At 56.8% G+C, this 13642-nt stretch carries 13 protein-coding genes; all 13 read right to left on the bottom strand.

Features of this window, described 5'->3' with window-relative positions:
- Positions 1 to 4: 4 nt before the first annotated feature.
- The 13 genes from IPM59_12855 to coaBC all read right to left on the bottom strand — a co-directional run bounded on the left by IPM59_12855 (position 5) and on the right by coaBC (position 13634).
- Entirely contained in the window at positions 5 to 1204 is a 1200-nt protein-coding gene (locus IPM59_12855; protein MBK9216458.1) for a hypothetical protein, read from the bottom strand.
- Between the two features lie 136 nt (positions 1205 to 1340).
- Positions 1341 to 2303: a hypothetical protein gene (locus tag IPM59_12860; GenBank protein ID MBK9216459.1), complete on the bottom strand. Its 963-nt coding sequence runs from the start codon at positions 2301 to 2303 to the stop codon at positions 1341 to 1343.
- A gap of 17 nt (positions 2304 to 2320) precedes the next feature.
- Positions 2321 to 2890: a zf-HC2 domain-containing protein gene (locus IPM59_12865; GenBank protein ID MBK9216460.1), complete on the bottom strand. Its 570-nt coding sequence runs from the start codon at positions 2888 to 2890 to the stop codon at positions 2321 to 2323.
- A complete protein-coding gene (locus IPM59_12870; GenBank protein ID MBK9216461.1) occupies positions 2891 to 3496 on the bottom strand; it encodes a sigma-70 family RNA polymerase sigma factor in 606 nt (201 codons plus the stop codon).
- A gap of 145 nt (positions 3497 to 3641) precedes the next feature.
- Positions 3642 to 4577 (bottom strand): hypothetical protein, encoded by a 936-nt coding sequence (locus IPM59_12875; GenBank protein MBK9216462.1) that lies wholly within the window; start codon positions 4575 to 4577, stop codon positions 3642 to 3644.
- A gap of 3 nt (positions 4578 to 4580) precedes the next feature.
- Positions 4581 to 4928 (bottom strand): type II secretion system protein, encoded by a 348-nt coding sequence (locus IPM59_12880; GenBank protein ID MBK9216463.1) that lies wholly within the window; start codon positions 4926 to 4928, stop codon positions 4581 to 4583.
- 115 nt (positions 4929 to 5043) lie between these two features.
- Positions 5044 to 5682 (bottom strand): type II secretion system protein, encoded by a 639-nt coding sequence (locus IPM59_12885; protein ID MBK9216464.1) that lies wholly within the window; start codon positions 5680 to 5682, stop codon positions 5044 to 5046.
- Between the two features lie 3 nt (positions 5683 to 5685).
- Positions 5686 to 8184 (bottom strand): hypothetical protein, encoded by a 2499-nt coding sequence (locus IPM59_12890; GenBank protein MBK9216465.1) that lies wholly within the window; start codon positions 8182 to 8184, stop codon positions 5686 to 5688.
- Positions 8185 to 8434: 250 nt separating this feature from the next.
- Positions 8435 to 9670, bottom strand: coding sequence for a competence/damage-inducible protein A (locus tag IPM59_12895; protein MBK9216466.1), 1236 nt, complete (start codon positions 9668 to 9670; stop codon positions 8435 to 8437).
- A gap of 38 nt (positions 9671 to 9708) precedes the next feature.
- Positions 9709 to 10233 carry a transposase gene (locus tag IPM59_12900; GenBank protein MBK9216467.1) on the bottom strand — a complete coding sequence of 175 codons (525 nt, stop codon included), beginning with the start codon at positions 10231 to 10233 and terminating at the stop codon, positions 9709 to 9711.
- Positions 10234 to 10271: 38 nt separating this feature from the next.
- On the bottom strand, positions 10272 to 11330 hold the full coding sequence (locus IPM59_12905) for an isoaspartyl peptidase/L-asparaginase (protein MBK9216468.1): 1059 nt from the start codon (positions 11328 to 11330) through the stop codon (positions 10272 to 10274).
- A 27-nt stretch (positions 11331 to 11357) separates the two neighbouring features.
- On the bottom strand, positions 11358 to 12230 hold the full coding sequence (locus IPM59_12910) for a uracil-DNA glycosylase (protein MBK9216469.1): 873 nt from the start codon (positions 12228 to 12230) through the stop codon (positions 11358 to 11360).
- 132 nt (positions 12231 to 12362) lie between these two features.
- A complete protein-coding gene (gene coaBC / locus IPM59_12915; GenBank protein MBK9216470.1) occupies positions 12363 to 13634 on the bottom strand; it encodes a bifunctional phosphopantothenoylcysteine decarboxylase/phosphopantothenate--cysteine ligase CoaBC in 1272 nt (423 codons plus the stop codon).
- Between the last annotated feature and the right edge of the window lie 8 nt (positions 13635 to 13642).

Genomic DNA, 13642 nt, shown 5'->3' on the forward strand with positions numbered 1-13642 from the left:
TCAACTAAAATCCTGTGCCGTCCAGGCCCGGGATCGAGAAATCACCCGAAACACCCTGCCCGCGACGAGGCCCGCCGGTGCTTGTCGCCGCCCTGGCGATGCGAACGAATGGCTCGACGCCTGCGATCAGTTTGATCGCCTTAACCTTGCCAATATTGGTCTGCGCTCCATCAGCCGCTCCCGTCAGAATGGCGATCATCTCGCCCGCCTTTAGGTCAGCGGCCGTGATGTTCGGGGCCCGCTCGACCATTTCATCCAATCCTCCGCGGCCGCCGCCATTCATGGGCCCTCGCGGGCCGCTGCCCATGGGGCCTGGCCCCGCTTGCGGCGTTTGGCCTGTTGCCGGTGCACCGGCCGGACGTATGCCGCCGGCGCCAGCCGTCTGCATGGCGATCAATCGCTGCGCCATTTCCTCCGGAAATCGTTTGAGGAAGACGGCATCGCCAAACGACACCGTCACATCCTTATTGGTGGCAACGTCTTTTATGACCACTTCTTTGGTGGCTGTATCTACTGAGACGACCGTTCCCGCAAGTTGACGAAACCCGCCCGTCAGGACCGTCTCGGCCGCAAACGTCGTTCCATCTTGCCCGCGATCGCCAAGCGCCCTGAGTTGGTCGCCTGCCTTGATCACATCCAGCGATGACGGACGCGCGTCGGCAAACTTGACGGAATCTGGCGCGTATCTGAGCACCTTCGCACCGGCCTTGGGCGTAACAGTCACCGATGTCTTGTTCATCAGCGAACCTGTCTCGATGCTGATCTGATTCGTCGCCGCATTCACAGAAACGACCTTGCCCGAGATGCCTCGTGTTCGCCATTCCTCGGCCTCTTTCGCGTTCTTTGCCGCAAGGTCGGCCTTGGTCGAAAAATACACCGTTCGCGCCGTAAAACCGGCCCCGTCAGCCGTCGGCAGAGCGGAGATCGTCAGCTTGTCACCGACGCTGATGTCCGATGCCTTTCCGTCAGTCGCCGCCGCAATGCTCACCTTGTCCGGAGGAACGCGCTTGTATGCCGTCGCTTCGGTCGTGCTAACGTCAACGTTCCCTGTCTTGGCAGCGAGCGTCAGTTTATTGGCTGATATGCTCACCAGATCGCCGGCGATATACACCGGTTTGATCGACGTCGGGGCTTGCCCCCAAATGATCGAGACCACAGCTGAGGCAAATAGAATAAAAATAGTCGCAATAAAGCGTTCAATCATCGTCGTTTCCCTTTGTACGAATTTGATACACCATCACATCTCGAAGGCCGTGAGCGTATCAATACTAAGACGATGATTCTAACAGCAAGGTTCAGCCCTGTTTGTAAAGAAATGTAAAATTGTGCAAGCGTGAGACTTAGGTGCTTTGCCACCGCGTCGTTGCCCGCCCTGTGAGGACGAGGCCGATACCGGTGATGAAGATAGCGAAGAGAGCTATTAGCCAGACATACGGCATGGAGAGCAGGACCGTCCAGACAACGACCCCGATCAGGATTGCGAGGGTCTCAGACCGGTTTGCCTCACCCAGAAAGTGCTTCTGCAACAGCTTGCCAAGGCTCACTTGAAGGACGACGCGGCCAAAGACGTATCCGAGCACGAGGACAAGGACGCCCATGAGTCCGATCGTCGCGCTCAGGTAGTCGGGAAGCACAAGGGCACCGGTGATCATCAATGCGATCAGCAGCACCATAGCGGCTGCCCCTACGGCCGATATCTTCAGCAGAGAGAGATTTATCCGGGCGACCGCACGGCTGACCGCGCCCGGAGCAAGCGTCGCCATTACCAATGAGACTACAAACCAAAACAGAGCCAGGATCACGCGCTGGGCGACGAAACTTAGCGAGAGCGTCGGGCTGAGTATCTGCGACGGATTCTTGCCGAGGTCGCGAAGTTCCTCTTCAAACACGCCAAACGTAACCGTCTCTTTGCCCGGCTCCCGAAGCGGTTCGGCGGCTTCCGGCTTATAAGCCCCGCCAAACACGATGATATCGCCGCCGACGTATGCCTGCTCCTTCTGAATGACATTTCCGCCCACAGCCGCGATATCGCCCTCGACGCGGCCCTCGATGACAATATCTCCACCTACGGCGAGGACCCCTTTGGCCCGCTTGTGAACGACCACCGATTTGCCGATCACATAAACTTCCTGTTCCGGGGCATCGTTTACGATCACGGTAGATTCATCGTCCGAGACCGTGATCTCCGGGCTGACCGCGAATACTTGCAGCGCAAAACCGGTGACGGCGACAGCCACCAGGGCCGGCAGCCGCAGACGCGACAGGTTGTTACGGAGAATGGCCTTTTCCGAGAGGTATCTCACTTCGCCTATAAATCAGGTTAGGCTCGCCGCATGCGGAGCACCGTCCGCGAGGCGAACCAGATCGTCGTAAAAAGTAGTGCCAGCACGCCGCCGGCCATCGCGGCCACGTCCGACTCAATGTGAGACGCAATCGACCGGATGATAATGGCCGCACCAACAAAGACCGAATAGAACATCCGGCCGACGATACCGAGAACGCTGGCCGCCTGACCGAGAAAGGCCGACAGGCCGGCAAACAGCTTACCCGCATCTGCACCTATGGCGAATAGTCCAAAAAGAGCGAGGCCGGCCGTGATGAATATCGCATTGTAGAGTTCTTTAGGACGCCGCAGGCCGCTTACCGAACTCTCAGCGTTCGCCACCAGACGACGCGTGAAATCCTCTGGCAGGTCCACGTCGGCCTCATGCCTCAGTGTCGATTCAAGGCCGTGCAGAAACTGCTTCTGGCTGTTCAATTCCTCTCGGCAAGTACGACACGTTGCGAAATGCACATCGAGTTCCAGCTCGCGCTCAGCCGCCAACTCACCATCGAGGTAAGCCGCGATCTGGCCGGAAGGACAGTCATGCTGTGGATGATCGATATTCATCTATATGCCGGTAAAGCCGCGTTCGACAAACATTGAGCGCATCATTTCGCGTGCACGAAACAAGCGATTCTTTACCGTCCCAAGCGGCAGGCCAGTGACCTCGGCGATCTCATCGTAGCTCAGATCACGAGCATGACGGAGCAGGATCAGGTCGCGATATGGTGCCGGAAGGCAGCGGACAACGGCGTCTATTTCTGTCCGCCACTCATTGCGTTCACGATCCTGCTCGGGCGACGGCGTGCGGCTCTCGATCTGGATCTCATAGGCACCCTCGGCATTCTCCGTCTCAAGACTTTGCGGCGTGATCGAATTCCGCCTGAGGTGGTCAACCGCGGCATTATGAGCTATCCGATAGAGCCAGGTCGAAAACTTGTATTCAGGGCTGTATTTCTCGATCGAGTTGTAAACTTTGATAAAGACTTCCTGCGTCACATCGAGCGATGCCTCGTAATCGCCGGTCAGCCTAAAGACATACCCCGTGATTGGCCGTTGATAACGGCGTACGAGCTCTTCAAACCCGTCTGCGCGGCCGGCAATAACGCCGGTGACAAGGTCGCCATCGGTCAATGCCCGCATTCCTTCAATAGTGATCGCGCCAGCCGCCATTTCAGTTACGGTTTACTACGGTAATTCTAGCTGGATTGTTTCACTACTCAAAATCCAGGATCAGATAGCTCACCAAATACACGAAAGGCACGAAATAAAAGAAAAGTCCCTGATTTCGTGCCTTTCGTGTATTTCGGGCGATCTATTACGCTCCGAGTACGGCGAGCCCGGCCGGAGCTGCGATATCGTCGAAGCTGAACCCGCCACCCGGCAAGCTCAAGCCGACATCGTCGTTCGACATTACACTGATATGGCGTCCGAGCGCTTCCGACGCGATCTCCTGCACCTTCGCGGGCAGGACGGAGCGGCCGACGACCAATAGGCGTTCGAGCATTCCGGCTCCGTTTTCGCCCCCAAACCGGTCGTTATAGAACATCACCAGCCGATAGATCTCGTCATCGACCTCAGCCGGGGCACATGTGACCGAACGAATAACGGCGGGCTCACTGCTGCGGAGCAGCAGGGCCGTGAAGCCGTCAGGATTTCCGCTGACCAGCAGTGAATCGCCTGGCTGCTGGCGGTCGATAAGCCAATTCGCCTCGCTCACCGTTCGGGGCAGGATGAGCCCAGCCTTCCAACCGAGTGACTCAAACTGCGATTCGTATTCGTCGATCACCGCGAGTTTGACCGCGGTCACAAAGTAGCGCGAGCGGCCCTCACGGTCCGCTGAGATCTTTTGTTTGGCGATGCGAAGCTCGGCCGCAGGCGCGCCGAAGCTCTGTTGGGCCTTCCAGTCGATCACCTCTTCGGCCTCCCCGCGGTTTGCAGGTTCCGTTTCGAGCGACAATATCGCGCTCCGGGCGGTGTTGCTCGGCAGGGCGATCGACCAGCGTTTTTGGTTGAGCATGCCGGCCGACTCGGCGACCTCGTGCAGGCATGCAGCGAATTCGCCCGCGTCGGTAATATTCCGGTCAAGAAAACTCGGCGTGATCAGGCCGTCGGGCACTTCGACCGATGCGGCCTGACGGATCGAATACTGCCGCCGGTTGCCTTCGAGCGCAACGGCCGTCATCAGATCGTGGTCGATGCCGAGTGCGGCGTTAGGATAATGTGGCTGCGAGATCGAAGAAAAAATGCTCATCGTCTAATACTCACTATAAGCGACTCCATTGCTGTCCTGCCCCTCGGCCAGGCTCTTTACATCGACGAGGCCGTCATCAGCTTCCTCGGATCTCGGGTCGGGGCCCATGATCTCGCGCCACTCGGCCTTTTCGAGAATAGGATCGATCGGCGTTTCGCGCAGGTATTTGCCCTGCACGAGTTCAGCCACCGATGGCGGCAATTTACCCTTGTCCGCCGTAAACTGGTCTATAGCACGACGAATCTGCCAGAGATTCTCCTTAAGAACGGTCTCACGTGCCTGCTGCACGCTTCGCTGATAGGTCGGTATCGCGACTGAGAGCAGGATGATGATGATAAACATCGCGATCATCAACTCCAAGAGCGAGAAGCCTCGCTCAGTTTTTCGAGTTCTTGGAGTTCGTAGAGTGCTGAGAGCCGCCTCTACTCTATGAACCCCAAGAACTCTACGGACTCTGCAGGCTCTTTTACCAGTCACTATACTTTTCACCATTAAGGGCCTCTTCTTCTGACGCCGACCTTACGTCAAAGACATTGATCTCGTCCCAATTTTCCGCATCAGCATCCTGATACGACGAGCGTAGCTTCCAGTCCTTTTCGCCCGTCATAGGGTCGATCGGGATTTCGCGAAGATAGATCTTGATGATCTCTTTCTGCTCGTTGATCTCGGTCGCCTGCGGCGAGCCGTCGTGGAGTCCGCTGCCGGCACGCAGGTTGATGCCGCGCGGCTTTACGCGAACGCCCTCGGCCAGCATCTCGAGCGTCGGCGGATAGCGATCGATATTGTCCGTCTCAAAGATCTTGCAATCGTCAATGATCACGCGGCTTCGCGGATCGACCGGCACATTCTGCGGCTGGCCCGGCGCCGGTGCCGGATTCGTCGAGGTGATCGCTCCGGCCGGGCATGCCCCGATCGTATCGCGTTTGAACTCATCGATCGCGTTACGGAGCATTCTCAGCGATTCACGGAGTTTCAATTCCCGCTGACGCTTTACGCTGTTTTGCGCCATCGGCACGGTGCCCATTACTAGAATGGCCAGCACGCCGAGCGTGATGACCAGTTCTATCAGGCTGTAACCGCTATTGTTCTGACCGCGATCTTTCACCAATTACTGCACCTTGACGGTAAAATTCTTACCGTCCGCGCTCAGGAAATTGAGCACGTCGCCGTCAAACGAGATCGCCGGCTTGCCGTCGGCGAGCACTTCAATCTCGATCACAGCAAGAGTTCCGGCCGCATTGACCTCGCTGCCATCCTTCGTCGTCAGCGAAACATACATCTTGCCGTTCTGGTTGAGGAATGGCGTAGCGATAGTTCCCGCCAGCTTGCCGCCAAAGGCGTCGCCAAAGAACACATTCTTGACCGCAAGTTTCTTGTCGTCAAACTTGAGCCCGACCACGCCCGAGCTAAACGCACTCGTGCCGTCGATCACGACGGGCACTTTCAGCAATGTCCCGGCCTTCATCTCGGGCAGTTCGGCACCAAAGCTGATCGCGACCGAACGCTTTGATTCCGGTGCCGTCTCGGCGGGCGTTGCCGCCGCCGTATCCGTCGGCTCCGCCTTCTCGATCGTGTCCGAGGTCTGCTTGAGCTGCAGCGTCTTGACTGAATTGTCGATCGGCCTTAGTTTGACAACGGCGAGATCGCCGCTCTTTGCCGCCACGTCGGTCGCCACGGCAGTGCTGGCCGCCGCGGCCGTCTTATCTGTCGCGACCGGTGCGTCAGACTTAACATATTCCAGCGTCTCGACGGGCCTGTCAGGCAACTGAACCACGGCATTAGCTGAGTTGCGTCGGGCGGCGGCCAGCATCTCGTCACGCTCTTCCTCGATGATCATCGCCTCGAGCGAGTTATTGGTCGGCACGGCAAGGCTGCCCGTCGGCCGTTCGGTCTCGTCATCCGGCAATATCGCAGGTGCACGAATAACGCGGGGCGTAACCGCTATCACAATATCGACCTGGCGATTGTCACGGGTTGGGGCCGTAAACAGTCGGCCGATGATCGGGATCAATCCGAGCAGCGGCAAGCCCTGCTTGCCCTTCGTCTCTACGCCCTGGGCGACGGACGCAAGAAGCAGTGTTTTGTTGTTCTGGACGCGGGCCGTTCCCTTGATCGTGCGTTCGGTAAAGGTCGGCGTCAGCGTGCTCGCCCCGGCGACGTCTTTCGATTCGATCTCCATCGCAACCTGAACGTCCTGATTGGGGAATACTAATGGCTTGAACTTGAGCGTCAGGCCGACCTGCTCATAGTTGATCACGTTCGAGACGATTCCGTTGTTGTTATTGCCGGCCCCGGTCACGAACTGGGCACTCTGCACCGGCACGCGTTGCCCGATCCGCGCTGATGAATCTTCATTGTTGAACGCATGGATCTGCGTAGATGCGATCAGTTTCGTATCGTTCTTGCTCTGAAAAGCCGAGAGATTGGCCGCCGGCAGGAGAATCCCTGTCGGAATTGCCAACGGGAGCGTCGTCGCAGTCGTCCCCGTCGTGATCGCACTAAGGATGGAAGGGCCAAGTCGGACTACCCCCTGGCCCGATCCGCCAAGGTTGGTCAACTGGCTCTGGGTGCCGATCTGATTTCCAAACTGGAGAAGGTCGGATTTATTCACTTCATAGATCGCAACGTCCATTACGACCTCGGCGCGGTCCTTATCGAGCGACGATATGAGTTTGCCGATGAGCTTGATGTTCTCCTCAGTGTCGCGGATCGTGACGCTGTTTGTTGCGTCGTCCGTCAGCACGATCGTCTGGCTGCGGCCGGGCTGTGCCGGAATTGCCGTCTGCACGATCTTTGCAATGTCTTTCGGAGCGGCATTTGCTAGATAGAATGTCCTGAGGACCAACTGCTGATACTGCGTCCGGCGAGCCTGCGTAGCAACAAGGATCGTTCGCGGGCCGACCTTCTGGAAGAACAAGCCCTCCTGCAGGAAGATATAATCCAGTGCCCTCGCGGCCGTTACATTCTTGAGATCGATAAATGTCTTGCGGCCCTGCGTGCGGAATGATTCGATATCAAAAAGAACATTGAGATCCAGGTCCTTGGCAAGCTCCTTGATAATGAATTGCAGATCGACGCCGGATGGGAACGGCAGGTCGCGAAGCTGTTCGAGCTTCTGCGGTATCTGCGGCACCGCCGCCGTCGGGCTGCCCGTCGTATATCCCGTAGGCACGAGCTTCAGTCCGACAGTCTCGGCCTTTTTGTCCGGCCCTTCGCCGTTTGCCGCCTTGATCAGACGCACCATGCGGTCCATCTCAGATTTTGCCAGCTCGTTCGTCGGGTCATATCCGTAAGCCCGCCTAAACGCCGCATAGGCAGATTGATGGTCGCTCTCCTTCGCAGCATTCGTGCCCTTTTTGATATACATCTGCGATGCGTTAAAGAGGGCCCGGATCAGATGGAGCCGGTATTCGGGGCTCTTTGGATTCTCGTTGACCGCGATCGCAAACTCCTCGACGGCCTTGTCCCACTCCTGCGCGGCCTCGTGTTCCATACCGCGCTTGAAATGCTTCTTTCCGTCAGCAAGCGCCACCGTTGCCAGCGGCGACAGCATCGCGAAAACGAGCACGGCACTCATGAAAAAGCGAATGTGGATTGATCTTGTCATAACGATTTGGTGCGGCGTCAGGTAGATCCGCTAAACGCAAGTTAGCTGAAATAGTTACACGCGGGCGTCCGTGTGAAGTTTCAATAATTCACAGAACGTCCGATGGGAAAATACTCCTCGATTTTCGGTCTATTTGGCAGAAAAATCAACTTTTCATCAACTGTGCTAGTGTCTTAATTCGTGCATTCGTGGCTAAGTACGCGTTCAAAAGAGTTGGCCACGAATGCACGAATATATCCAAATTAAGACACTACCTCAACTGTCGGCGAAGATAATCGAGCGCCGCCTGGCTCGAACGCCACCGGATCAGGTATCTGTCGCCCGGAAGCACGAGTTTTATTGACTTTGTGCCATCAGGGCCGGCATAACCGAAAAATACCGTTCCGACAGGCTTTTCGTCGCTCCCGCCGTCCGGACCTGCAATGCCCGTAACTGAGACCGCATGCGTCGTGCCCGCACGTTCGCGCATCCCCGCGGCCATCGCCTCCGCACATTCAGAGCTGACGGCCCCGTGCTTTTCCAGGATTTCGGGCGAGACACCTAGCGTCCGCGTCTTCGCTTCGTTCGAGTAAGTAATTGCTCCCTCGATAAAATAGGCGGACGAGCCCGGAACCTCTGTAATGCGCCACCCGATCAGCCCGCCCGTGCAGCTTTCGGCGACTGAAAGTGTCTCCGAACGCTCGATCAGCAGCCTGCCGACGACTGCCTCCATAGATTCGCCATTTGTCGAGAAAACTGCCTTTCCCAAAGCCTCGGCGAGCTCATCGGACAGCTTTTCGACCGTCGTCTGAGCATCATCCGCGTCGCTCGATCTCGCCGCGAGATGTATCTCGACCTCGCTCTTATTGAACAAGACGGACGCCTGCACGGCTTCATATCGCGTGTAGATAGGTGCCGCAACCTCGTCAACCGCCGATTCGCCCATGCCCGATACCTTGATGACACGCCTCGCGACGTGCACGTCGCCTGCATTCTTCCGCAATCGCGGCAGTACGTGGTCAGCAAACATCGGCTGGTTCTCACGCGGCGGCCCGGGCAAAACCACCAGCAAACGCCCGTCAATATCCGCCATCATCCCGACCGCCGAACCATTGGGATTTGGCAGCACGTCAGCCCCATCGATGACAAAAGCCTGCCGCTTATTGATCTCAGGCATCTCGCGGCCCCAATTGCGAAACCGCTCACGCAAATGCTGCTCGATATCATCGTGATAGACCAGCTCACGCCCGACCGCCTTCGCCGTAAACTCCCGCGTAATATCATCCGCCGTAGGCCCCAGCCCGCCGGTCGTGATAACGATATCGGAGCGCCGCATCGCATCACCGACAGCCTCCTCAAGCCGAGCTCCGTCATCGCCCACGATCGTTTTGAGCATCACCTCGATGCCGATGTCGTTGAGCTTCTCCGTAAGCCACAGACTATTAGTATCTGTCCGCGTGGGCGTAAGCAACTCCGAACCAATAGCGATGATCTCTGCTGAAACCATAGGGCAGAACCCCCTGCGTAAGCAGGGGGCATTCAAGTTTAAAAGGATTCGGGCAGGTCGTCACCCTGACCGTTGATAACGTAATCGCACGCTGCTGCAACGCTGGATCCTCTCCACAAGTACCTTTTGCTGCCACCGTCCACCCACGGACTATGCCCATACAGCCACAAACCAGCGTCACGGAGGGCGCGGGTCGCGTACGACTTGAAATCCGGTAACGCCCTCTCTGGAGCGGACTTTCCGATAAACACTACGACGTGGACGTGATTTGTACGAACGTTTATTGCCAGTAACTTCCACCCACGCTGGCGACACACTTCCCGTATAGCGGCCTCAACGATCGGCCTTTGCCTGGCATCGAGTGTAATCGGTGCGGATTTTAGTTTGGCAGCATGTTGACCTTGCATCACGGGATTGGTCTCGACGCGAGGCCCCTTGTACTTATTGTGATACCTGTCAATAGAGCCACGTGAATCGCCATGAAGCCAGGTTCCGTATGTGCGAAAGGTGATCAAGTAGCCCGCCGGATGGTCAGCATCGTCCCATTGAGCGTCGTTTGCCATGATGAATGCCACCCGCTTACGCGGGCGGTTCTGCCCTGTTAATCCCTATATATCTCAACCACCGGCTTGCCTTCGCCGTTAATATACGCCCTGTACATGCCATCCGAGTTGAACGACACCGCCATGTTGCCGAATTTGTCCATTGCAATCACGCCGCCGTCGCCGCCGAGTTTCTTGACCTTGGCGAGCACTGCATCGACGGCGGATTGCACTGTCATCGCACGGTATTCCATCAGGGCCGAGATGTCACGGGCGACGCCGACGCGGATAAAAAACTCGCCCCAGCCCGTCGCCGAAACGCCGCAAGTATCATTGTTTGCATAAGTTCCCGCCCCGATGATCGGCGCATCACCAACGCGCCCGTATTTCTTATTGGTCATCCCGCCCGTCGATGTGCCGGCGGCGATATTCCCTTTCCTATCCAAAGCAACCGCACCAACGGTCCCGTACTTAGAATCGCGAGTCGCGAGTTTCGAGTCGTTTGAAGCGGCGGTTCCGGGCTTTTTCACATTTTCACTTTTTCCCTTTTCCACTTGCAGTTGGTCCCATCGTTCCTGCGTCCAGAAATACTTCTCATCTACAAGCTCGATCTTTTGTTCAGCCGCAAACTTCTCAGCCCCGTCGCCGACCATCATCACATGCGGGCTTTTTTCCATTATGGCCCTCGCAAGTGTTATCGGATTCTTGACCTTATGAAGCCCCGCAACCGAACCCGCACTAAGCGTCTTGCCGTCCATTATCGAGGCGTCAAGTTCATTCTTACCGTCATTCGTAAACACCGCGCCCTTGCCCGCATTAAACAGTGGCGAATCCTCCAGTATCCGTATCGCGATCTCGACCGCGTCAAGGCTCGACTTGCCGTCCTGCAAAGCCCTGTAGCCCGCCAGCACGGCCTCCTCGAGCTTTGCCTTATACTCAGCCTCTTTTTCCGGCGTCAGCGACCCTTTCTTTATCACGCCCGCACCGCCGTGGATGATAAACCCGATCCGCGGATTCTGCGGCGACTGCAACTGCTTGATCTCAGGATACGAGCCCTTCTGCCCAAACGCCGACCAAATGAATGTCAGTATCAAAACTAAGCCTGCTATTCTTCTCATTTCTGTGCCTTTTGTGTATTTCGTGGGCTATTTTCTTAGGTAATCGCGGACCATCTTCATATCTTCCCAAACCTCTCGCTTCTTGTTCGGGTCGCGCAGGAGATACGCGGGATGGAACGTCGGCATCACCTTCACGCCAAGATGATCGTGAAAATGCCCCCGCAGCCGCGATATCGGCACCTTGGTCTCAAGCAGATTCTGCGCCGCCGTCGCGCCTAGAACGACTATCACCTTTGGCCGGACGACCGCGATCTCCCTGAACAGGAACGGCTTGCACGCCGCAGATTCGTCCGGCTCCGGAGCACGATTGCCCGGCGGGCGGCAGCGGTTTATGTTGCCGATAAAAACGTCCTTACGCGGCATTTGCAGGCCCTTTTCGATAATGTCGGTGAGCAGTTGTCCCGCCTTGCCGACAAACGGTTCGCCCTGAATGTCCTCATCCGCGCCAGGAGCCTCGCCAACGAACATCAGGTCCGCATTAAAATTCCCGACGCTGTTCACGACCTGCGTACGTCCAAGCGTATGCAGTTTGCACCTCTTACAATCCAGCCCGATCTCAGCCCTGATCTGCTCGATAGTCTCCGTCGGCTCAGGCAAAACCGGTCCGACATCAACCAATGCAGCCTCGCCCGCGTTTTCTTCAGTCTCGTTCCTCGCCCCTTGTCCCTCGTCCCTCTCCGGATTGTACTTATCAAAAAACACCGGCGACTTCCGCTTGGTCAATGACGGCAATTCCGCCAACCTCGACCCCACCGGCCGTTCGGGCTTATAGGAAATTTCAGATCTCAAATTTGCAAATTGTGACGTTCTCGTCCCCTCCGGTGACCTCACAGGCTGACTTGCTGATTGCGTGTGTGAACTCTCCACTCGCAACTCTCCACTACCAACTTGAGCGTCCATCCGTTCCACCCCAAGCTCCTGCATATAAAGCACTTGCTCGCGAATGTCCGCGATCAGATCAACCTTTTCCGCGTCAGTTCCCATCAAAAATAATTAATAATCATTAATTCGATAATTAGTAATTAGAATGTCCTAACCGCAACCTTTTGAAAGGCGCACGTTCAGGATCTCGTCGAGTATCTTGTCCGCCAATTCCCTCTTCGTCATCAACGGTAACGCCTGCTCATCTTCGGCCGTAATGATCGTGGCAATGTTCGTATCTGTATTAAACCCCGCGCCTTCCCGAGTGATGTCGTTCGCAATGACCATGTCGAGGCCCTTCTTGGCCATCTTGGAACGCGCGTATTCGACAACATTATTAGTCTCAGCCGCAAAGCCGACTACCAATAAACCGTCATGGCGATTCTTAGAGACGTCCGCCAAGATATCAGGCGTTTTCTTCAATTCCAGCGTCATCACATCGCTGCCTTCTTTCTTTATCTTCGCATCTGCGGCGTTTGCCGGCGCATAGTCAGCCACCGCCGCGGCGCCGACAAAGACGGTCGCATTCGGCAACTCCCGCATAACCGCCACGTGCATCTCTTCAGCCGAAACGGCACGGATGACATTAACACCGCCGGGCGGTGCGACCTTCGTCTCGCCCGCCACGACCGTCACCTCAGCCCCTCTCGCCGCAGCCGCCTCAGCAACCGCAAAGCCCATCTTGCCCGACGAGTGATTCGATATGAACCGCACCGGATCGATCGCCTCCCGCGTCCCGCCGACCGTTATCAGCATTCGTTCTCCAGAAAGATCCACCGCAGAGACACCGAGACGCAGCGCAGAATCTCCTTTATCCGATTGTTCCTCTCCGCGTCTTTGCGTCTCTGCGGTTAACAGTTGCAGGGCTTGCTTGACAATATTCTCAACGTCCTCCAGCTTCCCCGTGCCGACCGTCCTACACGCCAGTTCGCCCGCTACCGGCTCAACAAAATACACACCGTCGGCTTTTAGTTGTGCGACGTTTCGCTGCGTCGCAGGCTGTTCCCACATCGTCGTATTCATCGCGGGTGCGATCATCACGGGGCAAGTGCAGGCCAGATATGTCGAAGCCAAAAAGTCGTCCGCCACGCCGTTGGCGAATTTGCCGATGATGTTCGCCGTCGCCGGCACGATCAGGAGCAGGTCGATCTCTTGCGAAAAATTGATATGCGCGATCGGGTCGGGATTCTCAGGGTCGTAATCGTCAACGATCACATGCCTGTCCGTCAACGCCCGAAACGTCAACGGCTGCACAAACTCCGTAGCATGCCGGGTCATCGCCACGGTCACCTCGCACCCCGTTTTCTGCAACGCGCGCATCACCTCCACAGCCTTATAAGCCGCGATCCCGCCGGTAACGCCTAGCCCTACGCGATATGCCATGTGGCTAT

Source organism: Chloracidobacterium sp., from assembly GCA_016715795.1.
Classification (GTDB): Bacteria; Acidobacteriota; Blastocatellia; order Pyrinomonadales; family Pyrinomonadaceae; genus OLB17.